This is a genomic window from Streptomyces sp. NPDC002306 (assembly GCF_053593435.1).
The window spans coordinates 25,785-44,992 of record NZ_JBSFCK010000017.1; the positions used below are offsets into that span (position 1 = coordinate 25,785).

A 19,208-nucleotide genomic window follows, 5' to 3' on the forward strand; every position below is an offset into this window, starting at 1 on the left:
GTGCCGGCCCCGCCGCCCTGAGCGGCGGCGCCGGCACCCGCGCGGAGTTCCGCCTCCCCGACCGTTCCGCCACGGGCCCCACGCGACCGCACCGCGGCCGAAGGGATGCCCGGCGGACGTACGACGACTTCGCAGCCTGTCACGCCCACACCGAAGGAATCGACATGGCAATCTCCCGTCGCCGGATCCTGACCGCCGCCGGAGTGGCCGTGGTGGCCGCGGCCATCGACGTCGGCGGTCTGCGCGCCGTCGCCACCGCCGCGGCGCCGCCCCTCGGCACCGGTGCCGCATTCGGGCTCACCACCCTGGACCAGACCGTGCAGATCGGCCCCGACCTGGGCATGGGGTACCACGGCGTGGTCACCGGCCCCGGCGAACCGCACCTCGTCCGCAACGACTTCACCCTCGCCACCGCACCGCAGGTCAACCGGTCGCTGATCGCCTTCGCCCAGATGTCCGACCTGCACATCGTCGACGACCAGTCGCCCCTGCGGGTCGAGTGCCTCGACCGGCTCGCGGACTACGGACCGCCGCACTACAACTCGTACCCGACCGAATCCGCCTACCGTGCCCACGAGTTCCTCTCGACACAGACGACGGACGCGATGTGCCGGGCCGTACGCCAGGTCGTGCGCGGTCCGCGGACCGGCGCGCCGCTGTCCTTCACCGTCGTCACGGGCGACGCGGTCGACAACTGCCAGTACAACGAGTCACGGTGGTACATCGACCTGCTCGACGGCAGCACGGTACGCCCGGACTCCGGCGACCTCGCCAGGGACGAGAGCGTGGGGAGCGGCCAGTTCGGGGTGGAGACCCACTACTGGCATCCGGAGGCGCGGCAGACTCCGCCGGACAACCACGGCCAGCACGGCTTTCCCGTGGTGAGCGGTCTGCTGAACGCCGCCCGCAGACCGTTCACGGCGACCGGACTGGGCATGCCCTGGTACGCCGCCTACGGCAACCACGACGCCCTCGTCCAGGGCAACGTCCCGATCGACGTCCTCCCGTTCGACCCGCTCAAGAGCATCGCCACCGGCTCCACCAAACTGACGGAGGTCGAGGGAGTCCCGGATGTCTTCGACAACTCCGCCAGTTACTACCTGAACCTGCTGAAGGACATCCTCACGGGCGAGTTCACCCTCCAGACGGCCCACGTGACGGCGGACCCGTCCCGGCGGCTGCTCACGCGGGGCGACTTCATCGCCGAGCACTTCAACACCACCGGCACTCCCCGCGGACACGGCTTCACCTCCGGCAGCGACAAGGGCTACTACGCGATCCCCTCGGGGCCGAACGACGTAGTCCAGTTCCTGGTGCTGGACACCACCAACACCAGCGGCGGCGCGGGCGGCGCCATCGGCACCAGCCAGTGGAACTGGCTGAACGCCCAGCTCAAGGCCAACAGCTCACGCTACGAACTCGACGACTCCAACGGCACCCGCGCCAGAACGGTCGTCACCCAGCCCGGCGTGACCGACAAACTCATCGTCGTCTGCTGCCACCACACGCTCGACTCCATGGACAACACCGACAGCGGATCACCGTACGGCGGCACGGAACTGCGCAACCTGCTGCTGCGCTTCCCGAACGTCGTCCTGATGGTGGACGGGCACACCCACACCAACAACGTCACCGCCCACAAGGCCTCCTGGCCGTCCGCCATCGGCAACGGCTTCTGGGAGGTGAACACGGCGTCGCACATCGACTGGCCCATCCAGAGCCGGATCTTCGAGATCGCCGAAGGCGGCGGCATCCTGTCCATCTTCACCACCATGGTCGACTCCGACGCGCCGCTGTCGTGCGACGGGGACACCAGCACCCCCGCCGCACTGGCCGCGCTGGGACGCGAGCTGGCCGCCAACGACCTCCAGGCCGTGGCGGCCGGGATCGGCAAGCGCCGTGGAACGGCCGACGCCCGCAACACACAACTGCTCCTCCCCGCTCCCTTCACCCTGCCCACGGGCAGCGGCACCCCGCTGCCGAGCGTCGCCTGGCCGGTGATCCAGCAGGGGGCGGCCGGTGAGCGGGTCAGGACCACGCAGTACCTGCTCAACGCCCGTGGGGCGGTACTCACCGTGGACGGCTCCTTCGGGACGGCCACGGTCGGCGCGGTGCGGGCCTTCCAGACCGGCCGGGGGCTGACCGCCGACGGGATCGTCGGAGCCGCGACGTGGCGGGCGCTCGCCCTCACCGTGCAGCAGGGCAGCGGCGGGGCCGCCGTGACGGCGTTGCAACGCCAGCTCAACGCCCACGGGGCGGCGCTGAGCGTGGACGGCTCCTACGGTTCGGCCACCGGCAACGCGGTGCGGTCCTTCCAGTCCGCCCACACCCTGCCGGCCGACGGGGTCGCGGCGTCCACGACCTGGCAGACGCTGATCGCGCTGTGACGGGGACCGTCCACGCGCGTGCCGACCGGCGACCGCCGCCCGCTGGTGCGGCGGCGGGCGCGCACGGCACCGCGCGGACGGCCGACCGGGAGCGGTGCGGTACCGCCGACGGGCCTGTGCCGGGTGAACATCCCGCGGGTCCCGCCGGCGCTCGTCACGCGGATCGAGGCGTCGAACGTACGTCACGCGGGGCATCGGCGTGCTCTCCCGTCCGGCCGGCACCGAGGCCGGGTGCCGGCCGGACGGCCCCGCCCATCGGCCGCGGCCCGTCGGTCCGGGGCGCGAGCGCCGCCGGGCCCACGTCAGGCGGGCCAGTACGAGCACCGCACCCCGGTGTGCACCGCGTGCTGGAGGTGTTCACCGATCACCGGATCGGCTGCCGTGATCCGGTCCAGCGCCCGGCGGATGGCCTTGCTGACCGCGACCCGGGAGCGTTCCTTGCCCTCGGGGAACCGGCGGACGCGTCCGCCGAGGCCCGTGGCACCGGCCAACTGGTTCATCAGCCAGTCGTGTTCGGCCTGCGCCGCGGCGGCGCGCTCGTGGTCGTCGGCCGCCTTGAACTCGTCCAGTTCGGCGCGCAGCCGGGTCAGTCGGTCGCGGTACTCCAGTGCCGCCACCCGGTCCAGTGCCGGCTGCCGGGACAGGGCCGTGTGCTCGGCGGCCTCGCTGACCGCGGTCAGCCCGGCCACGAGGTCGACGGCCTGGATCTCCTGGCGCGGGTTGGCGATCAGCACCACCAGGTGCAGCATCCCCACGCTGTGCTCCACCAGCACGCTGCGCCCGCCGAACCCGACCCGCCACTTGCGGCCCAGCCGGGTACAGAACGCCGAGGCCTGCTCCCGCCCGTCCTCGGCCCGCTCATCCGTCTCGCCCGCGGCGGTGGTCTCCGGTGGCGGCGCCGCGGCCTCCTCAGCCGCCATGGCCATCTCCCGCCGTACGGCCTCGGCCTCGGCGGGCCGGCCCGCGCGCACGAGCGCCACCGCGAGCCGGTCCCAGGAGGCCGTGACCGCGGGCCAGTGCGCCAGGGCGAGGTTCTGCCGTACCGCGTCCCGCAGATGGGTCACCGCGCGCTCGACGTCTCCCATGGTCAGCGCGGCCACCCCGAGCGCGTGCTGGGCCGAGCCGAAGCAGGCGACGGCGAGACTGCCCACGATCGGCAGGTGACCGTACGGACCGAGCAGTTCGTAGACCCGCGCCGCCGTCGCGGCGTCGTCGAGAAGGTAGGCGGCCTCCGCGACACCGTGCATCGTCACCATCCAACTGCTCGACCGAGGCAGGTCGCCCAGGTCGTCGCCGCACAGCGTGGCCAGGGCGCTGACGGCCTTGCGCCGGTCCCCGGCCGTCACGGCGGCCACCGCCAGCGCCGCCTGGGCGTGGTCGTCCACGGCGCTGAGCGTCGGAGAGTTGACCACTTCGCTCAGCAGCGGCACGAGTTCGACCACGCGGCCCTGGTACCAGCGGATGGTCACCAGCTGAGCGGCCTGCCACACCGTGGCGTTGACGTCACCGGCGGCGATCCCGCGCTCCGTGCAGGCCCTGGCCAGGGTCTCGGCTTCGTCGAGACGGCCCGCGCGGACGGCGAGCATGACGTCCATCGCGCTCACGACGAAGCCCACCGCGAGATGGTCCTGCTCGGCCAGCAGACCGCGCAGTTCCGACAGACAGCGTTCCGCGTGGGGATCGCCGTCCAGGAACATGTCGACCGTCTGCCACAGCAGGCCCATCAGCAGATCGCTGCGCCGGGAGGTACGGAAGCTCTCCGCGACCAGCTCGGCGGCCAGTTCCCGGCGCAGCGCGCCGTGCTCCGGGCCGATGAGGCAGTGATGGGCCAGACTCAGCGCCTCCGCACGCGCCATCGGGTTCTGCTGCGCCCTGGCCTGTTCGAGCAGCGCCAGTACCGCCGTGTTGTCACTGTTGCGGTAGTCGCTCTCCCCGGCGAGCCGGATGCGCAGCCGCAGCGCCAGGGAGGACTGCGGGTCCAGCAACTCCAGCGCCCGGCGTATCTGCGATTCCAGGAGCACCGAGCCCGCCACCGTGCGGTGTTCGTGCACGCACAGGCCGCCGAAGCCGAGGGCGGCCACCGCCATCGCCCGATCCTCGCCCAGCGACTCGGCGATCCGGTAGGCACGCGCGAAGCGGTCCCGGCCGGTGCGCAGATCCCCGCCGTCGACGACGGCACGGGTGCCCTCGTCGAGCAGGACCCGAAGGTCACCGGAGCGAGCGGCATCCGGTCCGGCCGGACCGGGCGCGTCCCGAGCGGGCGCATCCACATTGTTCACGGCGGTTCTTCTCTCCTGGGTGTGCTCGACAACGCCAGGTGAAGCCGGCCGGACCGCCGCGTCGGTCGTGATCGGTGGCCTTGCCACAGGCGGGGGACGGCGAGTGATCCTATCGCAGCGGCCGCGACGGGGGAACTGCCGCAAGCCGTACGGCGACTGGACACCGTACGAGGTTCCGGCTCAGCACTGCTGCTCGTACCGGAGGCCGGTGTACCGACGGGCGGCGAGGTCCTGACGGGTGCCCACGACGAGGTTCATGGTGAACACGTCGTAGTCGATCGCCTGACCCGCCAGCTGCGCGAGGAGTACGAGGCCTCCCTCGTCCGGTGCCACGTCCCACGGGTCGGAGAATCCGCCGATCTGCACACAGACGCCGGGGCGATGTCCGCCGGCGGCCAGGTCGAGGACGGCCTCCTCGAAACCGTCCAGCGCCTCCTCGTCCCCGCCGCCGTCCAGGAACGCGCGGGCCCGCGGGGCCTGTTGCCGGTCGCTGTCGAGGGTCAGTCCGGCCACGGGATACAGGGTGCGTGGTTCGTAGACCCTGACCCGTACGGCCTCACCGTCGACGTCGTACGTCGCGGCGCGCTCCGTGGTGTGCGCACCGGCGGGGACGTGGAGCAGCACGGACGAATCCGGCGGGTACTCGATGTCGGTGAAGAACAACAGGTGGCCATCGGCGGGTAGTTCGATGTCCAGGAGGCCGTGCGGCAGGGCCGCGCAGTCGACGCTCAGCACGAGCGGCTCTCCGCCGTCCGGCCAGTCCACGCCGTCGGGCAGTGCGGGGAGCCCGCCCGTCCGCGCGGCGGGACGGGCGTTCTTCCGCTGGGACGGGGGCACTTGCTCGAACGGCACCAGATACAGGCATGGCCGGGAGCCGGCCATCAACTCCTGTGCGACGGGGCCGGGAACGCCGTACTTGGCGGCTGTCTCGTGAATGAGCCGCTCGTCGATCGCTGTCATGCCCGCGATCGTGCCACGGGCCACTGACACGTCGCGGAACGCGCGTGGCTCGAACCGTTCGTACCCGGGGTCGGGCCCGCGCGCCGTGCTACCCCGGTGCCGTGCCGCTCCCGTGCGTGGTGGTGAAGCGCCTTCGGTACTCGCTCGGGGTGATGCCCAGGTGGCGGTCGAAGGCGCGGCGGAGGGTCTCGTCGCTGCCGAGGCCGCTGTGGTGTGCCGCCGAGGTGATGCTGTGTCCGTCCAGGAGGAGTTGCCGGGCGTGGTCGAGGCGGACGCGTTCGACCCACCGGGCGGGTGTGGTGCCCAGTTCGGTCTGGAACAGTCTGGTCAGATGCCGGGTGCTGATGGCCGCGGAGGCGGCCAGGGCAGGCAGACTGTGATCACCGGCCGGGTCGGCGAGCACGGCGGCGATGAGCGCGCGGAGCAGGTCGCTGCGGGCCGGCGGGGTGGTGAGGGCCGTGGAGAACTGGGACTGACCGCCGGGGCGTTGCATGAAGACGACCAGTTCGCGGGCGATGTCCCGGGCGGTCTCCGCTCCGTGGTCGTCCTCCACCAGTGCGAGGGCCAGATCGATGCCCGCGCTGATCCCCGCGGAGGTGACGTACCGCCCGTCGCGGATGTGGAGGGCGTCCGGCTCGACCCGTACCCGGGGGTACTGGTGGGCGAGCGCCTTGGCGTGCCGCCAGTGTGTGGTGGCCCGCCGTCCGTCGAGCAGACCGAGAGCCGCCAGGACGAAGGCCCCGCTGCACACAGAGGCGACCCGGGTGGCCCGCTCGGCGAGGGTCCCGGCCACGGCCAGCAGTTCGTCGTCGAGAGGCCGTTCGGCCAACCGGTCGGCACCGGCGATCACGACCGTGTCGAGGGGCCCGGCGTCGGCCGCCGCGGTCGTGCCTCCCAGGGCCAGTCCCGAGGACGTCGTCACGTCGCCACCGCGGGGGGAGACGAGCGTCAGGCGGTAGGGGCAGCCGAGCCGCCCCGCCTGGTGCAGCACCTCTGCCGGGCCGCTGACGTCGAGCATGGTCACACCGTCGAACACCAAGAAGGCCACACGCTGTGTCATGTCCGAATCCGTGGTTCTCCTGGCTGAATGGACATGGCCCCAGGTTACGGCACTGGACGAAGGTGACAGTACTCACCTACCGAGGAACGAGAGGCGCACACAATGAGTGACACGATCGCCGGCGTGCGGATCCCGGACAGCGGCCTGGCGCGGGAGGCCACCGAGCTGGTGCGGGAGGCCGCGTCCCCGTTGATCTTCGACCACTCCCGCAGGGTGTTCCTGTTCGGGGCGCTGCGAGGCCGTGAGCAGGGGCTGAGTTTCGACCCGGAGCTGCTCTACGTGGGGGCGATGTTCCACGATCTGGGGCTGACCGAGCGCTTCCGCCGCACGGACCAGCGTTTCGAGATCGACGGCGCCGACGAGGCCCGCCGCTTCCTGCGCGCGCACGGCATCACCGGGGAGCAGGCCGACCGGGTCTGGACGGCCATCGCCCTGCACACCACACCGGAGATCCCGCTGCACATGGCGCCCGAGGTGGCCCTGGTCACCCGCGGGGTCGAACTGGACGTCCTGGGCATCGGCTTCCACTCCGTCTCCGAGGAGCAGCGGGCGGCGGTCGTCGCGGCGCACCCGCGACCGGACTTCAAGAACCGGATCCTCGCCGCGTTCACCGCCGGGATCAAGGACCGCCCGCAGACCACCTTCGGCAACGTCAAGGCGGACGTACTGGCCCACTACGTTCCCGGTTTCCGGCGCGGCGACTTCGTGGACGTCATCAAGGGTTCGGACTGGCCCGAGTGACCGCCGCGGACGCGGCCCCCGTCTTCGTGGATCCGCCATCTCTTGGCGTTCCCGCCGACCTCGGGGCGGTTCCGTTCCGTGGGCGGCCGCCCGGTCCCAGACTGGCGTCGCCGGCAACGATGCCGGAATGATGAAAGGCCCCACGCGATGCCCATATTCAGCGACGGGATCTCCGAGACCGAACTGCCTGTCGACTCGGCCGTGACGACCGACGTGGTCGTCGTCGGTTCCGGCCCCGCGGGCGCTTCCGCCGCGCTGCTGCTGTCGACGCTCGGTGTAGGCACCATCATGATCACGAAGTACCGGTGGACGGCCAACACCCCCCGCGCGCACATCACCAACCAGCGGTCCATGGAGGTCTTTCGCGATCTCGGCATCGAGGACCAGGTGCTGGCGGACGCCACCGAACACGGCCTGGTCGGCGACACCGTCTTCTGCACCAGCATCGCCGGTGAGGAGATCGGCCGGATCCACACCTGGGGCACCCGCGCCGACCGGGAGGCCGACTACCGTCTCGCGTCCCCCTGCCTGACCGTGGACATCCCGCAGACCTACCTCGAGCCGATCCTGGTGCGCAACGCGGCCGCACGCGGCGCCCAGACCCGGTTCTCCTCCGAGTACCTCTCCCACACCCAGGACGCGGACGGCGTCACCGTCCAGGTACTGGACCGGCTCACCGGGCAGCAGTACAGCATTCGCGCCAAGTACCTGATCGGCGCGGACGGCGCCCGTTCGAAGGTGGCCGCGGACATCGGCCTGCCCTTCGAAGGCGCCATGGACATCGCGGGGTCGATGAACATCACGTTCAAGGCCGACATCACCCGTTTCGTCTCGCACCGGCCGTCGGTCCTGTACTGGGTCATCCAGCCGGGCTCGAACGTGGGCGGCATCGGCGCCGGGCTGGTGCGCATGGTGCGCCCCTGGAACGAGTGGCTGGTCGTGTGGGGCTACGACATCGCCGAGCAGCCCCCGGTCGTCGACGAGCAGGCCGCCGTGCAGATCGTGCGCAGCCTGCTGGGCATGCCGGAGCTCGAGGTGGAGATCACCGGCACCAGCCTGTGGGGCAACAACGAGATGTACGCGACCCGGCTGCACGAGGGTCGGGTGTTCTGCGCGGGCGACGCCGTTCACCGGCACCCGCCGAGCAACGGCCTGGGATCCAACACCTCGGTCCAGGACGCCTACAACCTCGCCTGGAAGATCGCCGCCGTGCTCAAGGGACACGCGGGCCCCGACCTGCTGGAGACCTACACCACGGAGCGGGCGCCCGTCGCGGAGCGCATCGTCAAGCGGGCCAACAAGTCCAGCCGCGAGTTCGTCGACATCTTCAAGGCGCTGGGTGTCCTCGACGCCAAGAGCGAGGCCGAGATGGCGGCCGCCATCGAGGAGCGCAAGGACAACACCCCCGCCGGCGCCGCCAAGCGGGACGCCCTGGTGCGCGCGATGGACCTGAAGAACTACGAGTTCAACGCCCACGGTGTCGAGCTCGGCCAGCACTACACCTCGAGCGCTGTCGTCTCCGACGGCACCGAACGGCCCGCCCCGGCGCGTGACGCCGATCTCTACTACGAGATGTCCACCGTTCCCGGCGCGCGCCTGCCGCACGCCTGGGTCGGCGACAGCGCGCACCGGCACGCCCTCATGGACCTGGCCCCCTACGACGGCTGGACCCTGCTCACGGGTATCGCGGGCGAGGCGTGGGAGGACGCGGCCGCGAAGGTCGGCAAGGCCCTCGGTATCCCTCTCACGGCCGTCGTCATCGGCCCCGGCCGCGAGGTGACCGACCTCTACTACGACTGGGCCAAGCTGCGCGAGATCGACGAGAGCGGTGTCCTGCTGGTACGGCCCGACAAGCACATCGCCTGGCGGGTGATGAGCCTGCCCGAGAACCCCGAGGCCGAGCTGCGCCGGGCCCTGCTCACGATCCTGGGAAGGGACTAGCTCATGCGGTTCGTTCACGACACGCTGCCGCAGCGGGTGCGGTTCGCTTCCGGCGGGGCCGCGGAGGGGCTCGCCGAAGAGGTTGCCGCGCTCGGCGCGCGCCGGGTGATGGTGATCGCGGGAACGTCCGAGCAGGAGCCGGCCGCCCGGGTCACCGCCGGGCTGCCCGTGGTCCACCGGCACGACGACGTCGTCATGCACGTGCCCGTCGAGGTCGCGCACAAGGCGCGCGCCGCGGCCGCCGAGCGGGACGTCGACGCCCTGGTCAGTGTCGGCGGCGGTTCGACCACCGGCCTCGCCAAGGCGGTCGCGCTGACCACCGGGCTGCCGATCATCGCCGTACCCACCACCTACGCCGGCTCCGAGGCCACCGCCGTATGGGGGCTGACCGAGAACTCGGTCAAGACCACCGGTACGGATCCCAAGGTCCTGCCGCGCGCCATCGTCTACGACGCCGAACTGACACTCACGCTGCCCGTGCGGCTCAGTGTCGCCTCCGGCCTGAACGCGCTGGCGCACTGCGTGGACTCCCTGTGGGCCCCGCGCGCCGACCCCATCAACCAGGCGCTGGCCATCGAGGGCGCCCGGGCACTGCGCGTCGGCCTGCCGCTGGTCGCCGCGGAGCCGGATGCGGTGGAAGGCCGGGAGAGGGCGCTGTACGGCGCGTACCTGTCCGCGTCGGCGTTCGCGTCCGCGGGTTCCGGACTGCACCACAAGATCTGTCACGTGCTGGGCGGCATGTTCAACCTGCCGCACGCCCAGACCCACGCAGTCGTCCTGCCGCACGTCCTCGCCTTCAACGCCCCCGGCGTCCCGGAGGCCGAGCGGCGACTGGCCGACGCCCTCGACGCGCCCACCGCCGACGAGGGGCTGGCCCGGCTGCGCGAGCAGCTGAACGCCCCGCACTCGCTGCGCGAGCTCGGCATGCCGTCCGACGGGATCGCCGACGTCGCCGAGGCGGTCGTCGCCGCAGCCCCGGCCGGCAACCCGAGGCCGGTCACCCTCGACGCGATCACCGAGCTCGTCCGGACGGCCTGGGAAGGAAACGACCTCCGATGACCGACAGCCTCAACACTTCCGGTGCCCCCGTCCCGGCCGACCAGCGGGAGCGGGAGGCCGAGATCACCCGGCGGGTGCTCGAATCCTTCGGCGACTGCACCGACCCCCGGCTGCGGCAGGTGATGCAGGCGCTGGTCCGGCACCTGCACGCCTTCGTGACGGAGGTCCGCCTCACCGAACAGGAGTGGGACGCGGGGATCGACTTCCTCACCCGTACCGGTCACATCACCGACGAACGCCGTCAGGAGTTCATCCTGCTGTCCGATGTGCTGGGCATCTCCATGCAGACCGTCACCGTCAACAACGAGGCCTACGGTGACGCCACCGAAGCCACCGTCTTCGGCCCGTTCTTCGTGGACAACAGTCCCGAGATCGAACTCGGCGGCGACATCGCCTTCGGCGCGGCGGGCGATCCCTGCTGGGTGGAGGGAACGGTCACGGACACCGCGGGAAAGCCGGTCCCCGGAGCGCGGATCGAGGTGTGGGAAGCGGACGAGGACGGCTTCTACGACACCCAGTACGGCGACGACCGGATGGCGGCGCGGGCGCACCTGTTCACCGATTCCGAGGGACGCTACCGCTTCTGGGGCCTGACACCGACGCCGTACCCCATCCCGCACGACGGACCGGTGGGACAGCTGCTGGCGGCGACCGGCCGCTCGCCCATGCGGGCCTCGCACCTGCACTTCATGGTCGGCGGACCCGCCCTGCGCACGCTGGTCACGCACATCTTCGTCCGAGGTGACGAGCTCCTCGACAGCGACTCGGTGTTCGGGGTCAAGGAGTCGCTCGTCAAGGACTTCCGGACGCAGCCGGCCGGTACGCCCGCGCCGGACGGACGCGACCTCGGCGACAGATCGTGGTCCCGGGTGCGTTTCGACATCGTGCTGGCCCCCGACGGCACGTGAGCGGGCCGTCCGGTCTCCGGGCGGCGGGGGACGTCCGCCGCCCGGAGACCGGACCGGCTCACGCCATCTGTGACCGTGCCTCGCGCAGCACATCGGTGGCCCGCAGCCCGAAACGCTCCTTGAACCGGTGCGAGAAATGGGCGGCCGACGCGAACCCGCACCGCGCGGCCGCCTCGGCGACGGTCGTCGCCCCGCCTTCCCGCAGCAACGACCGGGCACGCTCGAGACGGCGCAGCAGCAGATACCGCGGCACGCTCGAACCCCCCGCCGCGAACACACGGGACAGATGGCGTTCGCTGATCCCGATGCCCTGGGCGATACGGGTCGCGGAGAGTCCCACGTCGGCCAGGTGCTCGTCGATGTAGGCCTTCGCGACGGCCAGGTGCACCGTGGACAGGGAGGGCGCGCGGCCCGTCACCACACAGGCGAGCAGGTCCAGCAGCGTGTCCTCGTCCGGACTCCCGGAGGAGTCCCGGCGCAGTGCCCGGGCGACCAGCGTGGCCAGGGTCCTGGTCTGGACGAGTCCGTCGTCGACGACCAGCGGCTGCCGCAAGGACACCGGCCCCCCGAGATCACGCCACACCGCGTGGGGGACCTTCACCGCGAGTTCCTCCAGGCCGTGCGAGAACCCCCGCATGAAGGGCAGGTCCGCGTCGCAGACCAGCAGCTGTCCCGGATGCAGCAGCCGGACACCGTCGTCGTGGTAGAAGAACGCGTCGCCCGCCAGGTTCAGATAGCACGCCACGGCGTCCGAGGGCACCCGACGGATCTCCGCCTGTGGCCGTTCCACGACGTGGGGGCTGCCGAGCACCCGCGCCAGATGCACCCTGGGGAGCTGAAGGTTGATCTCCGTCGCGTCCAGGGCGCCGTCCTGGAGGGAACGGCAGCGCAGTCCGATCAGGGTCTCGGCGTTGTGCTCTTCCCACAGGGCGATACGTTCGGCCTCGGGTAGGCCGACGGTGCTGAAGCGCACCGGCGCGCCCGTCGTCCCGCTCGTCATCCCTCCAGGGTAGGGGTACGGCTCTCCCGACGCTCCAGGTCGTCGACGCATTCTTTGATCATCGTGGCGACCTGCTCCGTCGCCGGGGTCCCGCGACCGGCTCGGCCCGCCAGGACCAGATCGACGGATTCGCTCTCGGTGATCGGCACGTAGGCCACGCTGCCGAGACGGAGGCTCTGCACGGACTCGGGGACGAGGGCGACGCCGTGTCCGGCCGCCACGAAGACCACGAGGGTGGCCGTCTCGCCCACCTCCATCAGCGACGCGGGCTGGAATCCGGCCCGCCGGCACGCGGCCAGGACCCAGTCGTACATGGAGGAGCGGGACCGGGACGGGTGGATGACGAAGGGCTCTCCCGCCAGGTCCTTCAACGAGATGCGCTGCCGGCCCGCCAGGGGATGGTGCGACGGCAGCACGGCGACCAGCGACTCGGAGCGCAGCGGTGTGGTGCGGATCTCCTCCCGGTCCACCGGGCCGCGCAGGAGCGCGAGGTCGTAGGTGCCGGCGAGCAGGCCGTCCACCAGGTCGGGGGTGAGGAGCTCGCCCCGCAGATCCATGGTGATCTTGGGCAGCCGCGCCCGTACGGTACGGGCCACCTGCGGCAGCACGTCGTAGGTGGCCGTGCCGATGAAGCCGATGGAGACGCGGCCGGCGTGACCGGTGGCCAGTTCCCTCATGTGCAGCCGGGCCCGTTCCTCCTCCGTGGTCAGGGCGCGTGCGTGCTCGACGAGGTGCTGACCGGCTTCGGTCAGCGCGACATGCCGGGTGGAACGGGTGAACAGTGTCGTCCCCAGCTCCTTCTCCAGCTGTTTGATCTGCTGGGAAAGGGCCGGCTGCGCCACATGCAGGCGGGCGGCCGCGCGCCCGAAATGACATTCCTCGGCCAGCGCCAGGAAGTACCGGATCTGCCGTAGTTCCATGAGCACCATCCTATAAGGCTCCCTTATCAATCCATCGTGATTAAGTCTTGGACGGGCTGAAGCGGAGGCTCCTACGGTGGCGGTATGACCGACAGCTATCTCTACACGGCGACGCGAACCCCCTTCGGCCGGTTCGGAGGCGCTCTCGCCCATGTCAGGCCCGACGATCTCGCGGCCCAGGCCATCACCGGGACCCTCGCCAAGGCGCCCGAGCTGGATCCGGCGGAGATCGGCGACGTCGTCTGGGGCAACGCCAACGGCGCCGGTGAGGACAACCGCAACGTCGGCAGGATGGCCGTGCTGCTCGCGGGACTGCCCACCTCGGTCCCCGCCACGACCGTCAACCGGCTGTGCGGATCGTCCCTGGACGCCGCCCTCATCGCCTCGCGCGCCATCGAGACCGGCGACGCGGACATCGTCCTCACCGGCGGGGTCGAGTCGATGACCCGGGCCCCCTGGGTCCTGCCCAAGCCCGAACGCGCCTTCGCCCCGGGGGACATGACCGCGGTGTCGACGACGCTCGGCTGGCGCCTGGTCAACGAGCGCATGCCCAAGGAATGGACGGTCTCCCTGGGCGAGGCGAACGAGCAACTGGTCGACCGCTTCGGCATCTCCCGGGAGCGCCAGGACGAATTCGCCGTCCGGTCCCACCGTCTCGCCGACGAGGCGTGGAACGCGGGCTTCTACGACGACCTGATCGTCCCCGTCGCGGGCCGCGACGGGGAGCCGGTGCGGCGCGACGAAGGGATCCGTCCCGGATCCACCACCGAGAAGCTCGCCACGCTCAAGGCGGCCTTCCGCACCGGCGGCGTGATCACGGCCGGCAACTCCTCACCGCTGAACGACGGCGCCTCGGCGGTGCTGCTCGGTTCGGGCTCCGCCGCGGCCCGCATCGGCGTCGATCCCGTCGCCCGCGTCGCCGGCCGGGGCGTCGCCGCGGTGGACCCGCAGATGTTCGGCTACGCCCCCGTCGAGGCCGTGAACCGGGCGCTGAAGCGCGCGGGCATCTCCTGGTCCGATGTCGCCGCCGTCGAACTCAACGAGGCTTTCGCCGTGCAGGCGCTGGCGTGCGTGGACGCCTGGGACATCGACCCGCGGATCGTCAACGCCAAGGGCGGCGCGATCGCGCTCGGCCATCCGCTGGGCGCCTCCGGCGGCAGGCTGCTGGGCACTCTGGCCCGCCGGCTGCAGGAGTCGGGTCAGCGATGGGGTGTCGCGGCCATCTGCATCGGGGTCGGCCAGGCACTCGCCGTGGTCCTGGAGAACGTGTCCGGGAGCAACCGATGACCGCGCGGGTGTGCGCCGGACCGGACGAGGCGGTCGCCGGTGTCCAGGACGGCTCGACGGTACTCGTCGGAGGGTTCGGCATGGCAGGAATGCCGGTGGCCCTGATCGACGCCCTGATCCGGCAGGGGGCCACGGACCTCACCGTCGTCTCCAACAACGCAGGGAACGGCGACACCGGTCTCGCCGCGCTGCTGGCCAAGGGCCGGGTCCGCAAGGTGATCTGCTCCTTCCCCCGCCAGGCCGACTCCTGGGTGTTCGACAACCTCTACCGGGCGGGCCGCATCGAACTCGAAGTGGTCCCCCAGGGCAACCTGGCCGAGCGGCTGAGGGCGGCCGGAGCGGGCATCGGCGCGTTCTTCTGCCCCACCGGCGCCGGCACGCTGCTCGCCGAGGGCAAGGAGGTACGCGTCATCAACGGCCGTACTCATGTACTGGAATACCCCATCAGCGGAGACGTCGCCCTGATCGGTGCCCACCGGGCCGACCGTATGGGCAACCTCGTCTACCGCAAGACCGCCCGGAACTTCGGCCCCGTCATGGCCACCGCGGCCACCACGGTGGTCGCCCAGGTCCGCGAGATCGTCGAGACCGGGGCGATCGACCCGGAGACCGTCGTGACCCCGGGCATCTTCGTCGACCGAGTCGTACAGGTGGCTGATCACTCATGAACCAGACCCCTTCGGCGAACGCGCCGGGCCGGCTGAGCAAGCACGACATCGCCGCCCTGGTGGCCCGCGACATCCCGCACGGCGCCTTCGTGAACCTGGGCATCGGCCAGCCGACCCTCGTCGCCGACCATCTGTCCCCCGACTCCGGCGTCGTCCTGCACACCGAGAACGGCATGCTCAACATGGGACCCGCGGCGAAGGAGGGCCAGGTCGATCCGGACCTGACCAACGCCGGCAAGGTTCCCGTCACCGAACTGCCCGGAGCCGCGTACTTCCACCACGCCGACTCCTTCGCCATGATGCGCGGCGGACACCTGGACATCTGCGTACTCGGCGCGTTCCAGGTCTCCGCGCACGGAGACCTGGCCAACTGGCACACGGGCGCGCCCGACGCGATCCCCGCGGTGGGCGGGGCCATGGACCTCGCGATCGGAGCGAAGCAGGTCTTCGTGATGATGGACCTCTTCACCAAGGACGGAACGCCGAAGCTGGTCCGCGAGTGCACCTACCCGCTCACCGGACTCGCCTGCGTGAACCGCGTCTACACGGACCTGGCGGTGTTCGACATCACCCCGCGCGGCGTCAGCGTGAGGCAGACCTTCGGTATCGACATGGAGGAACTCACCGAACGTCTGGACCTCGACTTCCTCGCCGAGGGCGTCTGATCCGACGGCCGTGCGTGGCGGGTGCTGCCCCGTGCGCAGCACCCGCCCGCCGCCGGTATGACGGGCACGGCGTCAAGGCCGCCTAGGGAACGCCGAGTTCGAACAGGGCGTAGCCCGCGTACGAGCCGGAGGCCACGGCCGCGATACCGAGCACGGCGCACTGGGTGCGCAGACCGAGACGGCCCATCGCCACGGCCAACGGCACCATCAAGGGAAAGCAGGGGAGCAGATAGCGCGAGACGTTGGCGAAGATCTGCTGGCTGCCGAGGACCAGGACGAGCGTGAGCACGGTGTGGACCACCAGGACCGCGGGTGGGCGCAGCCGGAGCAGCAGCGGGAGCAGCGCGAGGGCCAGCAGGACGACACCGACGCCGATCACGTCCGCGAAGGGCCAGGCGGACAGGTAGGTGAAGTGGCCCACCGGTACGGAGGTCAGCACGTCGAAGGTCTGCTCGCCGTAGTCGAAGCGGTGCGCCCAGGCCCCCGACTGGAGGGAGAAGTAGCCGCCGTAGTCGCCCATCCGGTGCCCCACCCAGGCCAGATAGCCGAGCAGGCCGAGCGGCGCCAGTGCCAGGGCGAGGAGGGGGCGCAGGACGCCGTCACGGCGCTCGCGCAGCGCGCCGAGCGCGGCGACGCAGAGTGCCGCGATCAGCGCGGCCGCGGTGGGGCGGTTGAGACCGGCGGCGAAGGTGAGGACCCCGGCGGTGAGCCAGCGCCGGGTCATGACCGCGTAGCAGATCCAGGCGGCGAGGGCGACGTACAGGGAGTCGGAGTAGACCGCCCATTCGATCCCGGATCCGGGCCAGACCGCCCACAGCCCGGCCGCCGCGAGGCCGGCTCGTCGGCCGCCGAACCAGTCGGCGACGAAGTAGATCCCGAGGGCCGCCGCGAACGAGGCGAGTACGGACACCGTCAGGCCGGCGCCGTACGGTCCTAGGCCCGTGACCATGGACGTCAGTCTCATCAGCGCCGGATAGAGCGGGAAGAAGGCGGCGGAGTTGCCCTCCAGCGTGATCAGTCCGGTGGCGCCGGAGATCGGGACGAGCCGGGGGTCGTAACCGTGCAGCGCGATCTGCTGGTACCACCAGCCGTCCCAGGTCGCCAGGACGTCCCACGCGTGGGCGCCGCCGCCGAAACGGGGCGGCTTGGTGCGGAAGTCCCCCGACGAGTCCAGCAGATACATGAACGAGCAGAACCCCACCAGCTTCAGCACGCCGTAGAAGGCGAGCACCGGTCCGTGCCGGCGGACGGCGGCCCGCACGCGTTCCCGCGCACCGGGGACGGTGCCGGACCGCCGGGCGGGGTTGAGGGTCGCGCTCACGAGGCATCGGATCCCATACGTCGGCGGGCCGGATCGCGGCGCAGCCGGGCGATCCCGCGCAGGTCGGCCAGCGCGGTGGCGAGGAGGTCGACCCGGCTGTCGGGATCGTCGACCCAGTCCACCGGCACCTCGTGGATGCGCAGCCCCTGCCGCTCGGCGAGGACGAGCAGTTCGGTGTCGAAGAACCATCCGCCGTCCCGCACCAGCGGCAGGAGCCGCTCCGCGACATCCCGCCGCAGCGCCTTGAATCCGCACTGCGCGTCCGAGAAGCGGACGGCGAGGGTGCGGCGCAGCAGGACGTTGTAACAGCGGGAGATGACCTCGCGCCTGGGCCCGCGCACCACCCGGGCGCCAGGGGCGAGCCGGGTGCCGATGGCCAGGTCGGAGTGGCCCGAGATGAGCGGCGCGACCAGGGGCAGCAGCGCGGTCAGCTCGGTCGACAGATCGACGTCCGTGTACGCGAGGACCGGCGCCCCGGAACGCGACCAGACCGCGCGCAGGGCCCGCCCCCGCCCCTTCTCGGACAGCCGTGTCCACTCCACCTCGGCCAGTTCGGCGGCGAGCGCCGCGGCGATGCGCGGGGTGCGATCGGTGCTGGCGTTGTCGGCGACGGTGATCCGGAACGGATAGGGGAACGTGTCCCGCAGGTGTGCGTGCAGTCGTCGTACGTTCGGGTCCAGGTCCGTCTCCTCGTTGAACACCGGCACCGCCACGTCCAGCACGGGCTCGTCATGACGGGCCGGCAGCGGTGCGCGCCGGGGCGGCGTCGCCCGGACCGGCGACGTACGAGCGGGGTGGTGATTTATCACGTACATCCTTTTTGTTCTCTGGTTCGGGGTGCGCTGGAGGAACGCACGGCGACAAAGGCGGGGGAGGGGCGACCGGGCCGCCCGGTGAGGCGGTCGGCCGGGCGGGTCTCCTACGAGGGGTCGCCCGACGGGCTCTCGGACCCCGTGGGCGGTGGGGAGGTCGCCGCGTCCGCCGAGCCGGCGGTCGAGGTGGCCTGCCCGGTGGGTGGCGCGGCGGTGTCCGTCGGGCTCTCCGGCGCTCCGGGCGGCAGGGAGGTCTCCGCCGTGCCGCCCGGGGTGGATGTCCCGGTGCTCGCGCTCGAGCTGGGTGTCGAGCTCGCTGAACCGTGCGGCGTGGGTGAGGTGTTCGTGGTGGGTGCCGGGCTGACCGAAGGCCGGGGGTGTGGTGCGCTCGGGCGGTCGGCGCCGGGTGTGCCGGGCCACAGGAACAGCCCGAGACCGAGGGCGGCCACCGCCAGGACGGACCCGGCGGCCCGCCGGGCCGCCCGCACCCGGCGGCGGGCCTGTACGCCCGCGTGCAACCGCTGCCGGTGTCCGGCCTCGTAGGGAACAGGCTCCCGGGATTGGTGCATGAGCTGTGCCAGCTGCCGTTCGAAGTGGTCCATGGCTCCTCCCCTCACCTCACCGGCTCGATGACATCGGCCAGCAGCCCGCGCAGCCGGGCCACTCCGCGCGCGGCGTGCGACCGCGCTGTCCCCACCGGGCAGCCCAGGATGTCCGCGACCTGCCGGTCGGGCAGGTCCTGGTAGTAGCGCAGCACGACGGCGGCCCGCTGCTGCGGGCTCAGCAGGGCCAGCGCCGCCTCCAGCCGCGAGCGCTCGGCGACGGTCGCCGACACGTCGACGGTCGCCGCCACGTCGGGCAACACCTCGACGGGCCGCTCGCCCCACCAGCGCCTGCGGGCGGAACGGGCCGCCGCCCGCGCCAGCACCTTGCGCACGTATGCCTCCGGCGCCTCGTCGGCGACCTTCGGCCAGGCGAACCACAACTTGACCAAGGACTCCTGCAGCAAGTCCTCGGCACGGTGCCGATCGCCCCCGGCGAGCAGACGGGCGAGATGGAACAACACCGACCAGCGGGCCGCCACGAACGCGTCGTACTCACCGGCCCTGGCCTGCTCCATCCTGATGGTCCTGTCCTCGCCGGCTGTCTACACCAGGGGAAAGGCTCTGGACCCCCTCGCGCGCTGCACTTGGCGAGCGT

At 71.6% G+C, this 19,208-nt stretch carries 16 protein-coding genes and 1 pseudogene; 8 read left to right on the forward strand and 9 right to left on the reverse strand.

All coding sequences use genetic code 11. From position 1 onward, the window contains the following. Window positions 1-164 precede the first annotated feature (164 nt). On the forward strand, window positions 165-2,387 hold the full coding sequence (locus ACWCQK_RS27595; RefSeq protein ID WP_451159366.1) for a TIGR03767 family metallophosphoesterase: 2,223 nt from the start codon (window positions 165-167) through the stop codon (window positions 2,385-2,387). Window positions 2,388-2,689: 302 nt separating this feature from the next. Here the strand turns inward: ACWCQK_RS27595 and ACWCQK_RS27600 are convergent, their stop codons facing one another. The 3 genes from ACWCQK_RS27600 to ACWCQK_RS27610 form a co-directional block, all read right to left on the reverse strand. Then, on the reverse strand, window positions 2,690-4,666 hold the full coding sequence (locus tag ACWCQK_RS27600) for a hypothetical protein (protein WP_451159368.1): 1,977 nt from the start codon (window positions 4,664-4,666) through the stop codon (window positions 2,690-2,692). 180 nt (window positions 4,667-4,846) lie between these two features. Beyond that, the gene (locus tag ACWCQK_RS27605; RefSeq protein ID WP_451159370.1) at window positions 4,847-5,626 is read right to left on the reverse strand and encodes a DUF1963 domain-containing protein; all 780 of its coding nucleotides are present in this window, start codon (window positions 5,624-5,626) and stop codon (window positions 4,847-4,849) included. 88 nt (window positions 5,627-5,714) lie between these two features. Then, complete coding sequence (locus tag ACWCQK_RS27610; protein WP_451159372.1) at window positions 5,715-6,686, reverse strand: GlxA family transcriptional regulator; 972 nt, start codon at window positions 6,684-6,686, stop codon at window positions 5,715-5,717. Between the two features lie 102 nt (window positions 6,687-6,788). On the opposite strand from ACWCQK_RS27610, the gene ACWCQK_RS27615 reads away from it, so the two are divergent. The 4 genes from ACWCQK_RS27615 to ACWCQK_RS27630 all read left to right on the forward strand — a co-directional run bounded on the left by ACWCQK_RS27615 (window position 6,789) and on the right by ACWCQK_RS27630 (window position 11,335). Then, window positions 6,789-7,427: an HD domain-containing protein gene (locus ACWCQK_RS27615; RefSeq protein ID WP_451159374.1), complete on the forward strand. Its 639-nt coding sequence runs from the start codon at window positions 6,789-6,791 to the stop codon at window positions 7,425-7,427. 147 nt (window positions 7,428-7,574) lie between these two features. Beyond that, window positions 7,575-9,368, forward strand: coding sequence for an FAD-dependent oxidoreductase (locus tag ACWCQK_RS27620; RefSeq protein WP_451159376.1), 1,794 nt, complete (start codon window positions 7,575-7,577; stop codon window positions 9,366-9,368). Between the two features lie 3 nt (window positions 9,369-9,371). Beyond that, entirely contained in the window at window positions 9,372-10,427 is a 1,056-nt protein-coding gene (locus tag ACWCQK_RS27625) for a maleylacetate reductase (RefSeq protein ID WP_451159378.1), read from the forward strand. Then, on the forward strand, window positions 10,424-11,335 hold the full coding sequence (locus ACWCQK_RS27630; protein ID WP_451159380.1) for an intradiol ring-cleavage dioxygenase: 912 nt from the start codon (window positions 10,424-10,426) through the stop codon (window positions 11,333-11,335). Before ACWCQK_RS27625 ends, ACWCQK_RS27630 begins: the two co-directional genes overlap by 4 nt. Window positions 11,336-11,393: 58 nt before the next feature. On the opposite strand, the gene ACWCQK_RS27635 is transcribed toward ACWCQK_RS27630, so the two are convergent. After that, a complete protein-coding gene (locus ACWCQK_RS27635) occupies window positions 11,394-12,335 on the reverse strand; it encodes a helix-turn-helix domain-containing protein (protein WP_451159382.1) in 942 nt (313 codons plus the stop codon). Further along, window positions 12,332-13,255, reverse strand: coding sequence for a LysR substrate-binding domain-containing protein (locus ACWCQK_RS27640; protein WP_451159384.1), 924 nt, complete (start codon window positions 13,253-13,255; stop codon window positions 12,332-12,334). Before ACWCQK_RS27640 ends, ACWCQK_RS27635 begins: the two co-directional genes overlap by 4 nt. An 84-nt stretch (window positions 13,256-13,339) precedes the next feature. On the opposite strand from ACWCQK_RS27640, the gene ACWCQK_RS27645 reads away from it, so the two are divergent. From ACWCQK_RS27645 to ACWCQK_RS27655, 3 genes are read left to right on the forward strand one after another with little or no spacing between them, the layout of a single operon-like run. Further along, window positions 13,340-14,542, forward strand: coding sequence for a thiolase family protein (locus ACWCQK_RS27645; RefSeq protein WP_451159386.1), 1,203 nt, complete (start codon window positions 13,340-13,342; stop codon window positions 14,540-14,542). Further along, entirely contained in the window at window positions 14,539-15,210 is a 672-nt protein-coding gene (locus ACWCQK_RS27650) for a 3-oxoacid CoA-transferase subunit A (RefSeq protein WP_451159388.1), read from the forward strand. Before ACWCQK_RS27645 ends, ACWCQK_RS27650 begins: the two co-directional genes overlap by 4 nt. Then, window positions 15,207-15,875, forward strand: a complete 669-nt coding sequence (locus ACWCQK_RS27655; protein ID WP_451159390.1) for a 3-oxoacid CoA-transferase subunit B — start codon at window positions 15,207-15,209, stop codon at window positions 15,873-15,875. The genes ACWCQK_RS27650 and ACWCQK_RS27655 overlap by 4 nt, the downstream gene beginning before the upstream one ends. Before the next feature lie 82 nt (window positions 15,876-15,957). Here the strand turns inward: ACWCQK_RS27655 and ACWCQK_RS27660 are convergent, their stop codons facing one another. The 4 genes and pseudogenes from ACWCQK_RS27660 to ACWCQK_RS27675 all read right to left on the reverse strand — a co-directional run bounded on the left by ACWCQK_RS27660 (window position 15,958) and on the right by ACWCQK_RS27675 (window position 19,128). Further along, window positions 15,958-17,196 carry a hypothetical protein gene (locus ACWCQK_RS27660; RefSeq protein WP_451159392.1) on the reverse strand — a complete coding sequence of 413 codons (1,239 nt, stop codon included), beginning with the start codon at window positions 17,194-17,196 and terminating at the stop codon, window positions 15,958-15,960. 23 nt (window positions 17,197-17,219) lie between these two features. Further along, window positions 17,220-17,942, reverse strand: a pseudogene (locus ACWCQK_RS27665) (dolichyl-phosphate beta-glucosyltransferase); the annotation flags it as partial. A gap of 173 nt (window positions 17,943-18,115) precedes the next feature. After that, entirely contained in the window at window positions 18,116-18,610 is a 495-nt protein-coding gene (locus ACWCQK_RS27670; protein WP_451159394.1) for a hypothetical protein, read from the reverse strand. 11 nt (window positions 18,611-18,621) lie between these two features. Then, window positions 18,622-19,128 (reverse strand): SigE family RNA polymerase sigma factor, encoded by a 507-nt coding sequence (locus ACWCQK_RS27675; RefSeq protein WP_451159396.1) that lies wholly within the window; start codon window positions 19,126-19,128, stop codon window positions 18,622-18,624. Between the last annotated feature and the right edge of the window lie 80 nt (window positions 19,129-19,208).

Coding starts and splice junctions, on each gene's coding strand:
- ACWCQK_RS27595 (WP_451159366.1), top strand. CDS start 165: ATGGCAATCTCCCGTCGCCGGATCCTGACCGCCGCCGGAGTGGCCGTG.
- ACWCQK_RS27605 (WP_451159370.1), bottom strand. CDS start 5,626: ATGACAGCGATCGACGAGCGGCTCATTCACGAGACAGCCGCCAAGTAC.
- ACWCQK_RS27610 (WP_451159372.1), bottom strand. CDS start 6,686: ATGACACAGCGTGTGGCCTTCTTGGTGTTCGACGGTGTGACCATGCTC.
- ACWCQK_RS27615 (WP_451159374.1), top strand. CDS start 6,789: ATGAGTGACACGATCGCCGGCGTGCGGATCCCGGACAGCGGCCTGGCG.
- ACWCQK_RS27620 (WP_451159376.1), top strand. CDS start 7,575: ATGCCCATATTCAGCGACGGGATCTCCGAGACCGAACTGCCTGTCGAC.
- ACWCQK_RS27625 (WP_451159378.1), top strand. CDS start 9,372: ATGCGGTTCGTTCACGACACGCTGCCGCAGCGGGTGCGGTTCGCTTCC.
- ACWCQK_RS27630 (WP_451159380.1), top strand. CDS start 10,424: ATGACCGACAGCCTCAACACTTCCGGTGCCCCCGTCCCGGCCGACCAG.
- ACWCQK_RS27635 (WP_451159382.1), bottom strand. CDS start 12,335: ATGACGAGCGGGACGACGGGCGCGCCGGTGCGCTTCAGCACCGTCGGC.
- ACWCQK_RS27640 (WP_451159384.1), bottom strand. CDS start 13,255: ATGGAACTACGGCAGATCCGGTACTTCCTGGCGCTGGCCGAGGAATGT.
- ACWCQK_RS27645 (WP_451159386.1), top strand. CDS start 13,340: ATGACCGACAGCTATCTCTACACGGCGACGCGAACCCCCTTCGGCCGG.
- ACWCQK_RS27650 (WP_451159388.1), top strand. CDS start 14,539: ATGACCGCGCGGGTGTGCGCCGGACCGGACGAGGCGGTCGCCGGTGTC.
- ACWCQK_RS27655 (WP_451159390.1), top strand. CDS start 15,207: ATGAACCAGACCCCTTCGGCGAACGCGCCGGGCCGGCTGAGCAAGCAC.
- ACWCQK_RS27670 (WP_451159394.1), bottom strand. CDS start 18,610: ATGGACCACTTCGAACGGCAGCTGGCACAGCTCATGCACCAATCCCGG.
- ACWCQK_RS27675 (WP_451159396.1), bottom strand. CDS start 19,128: ATGGAGCAGGCCAGGGCCGGTGAGTACGACGCGTTCGTGGCGGCCCGC.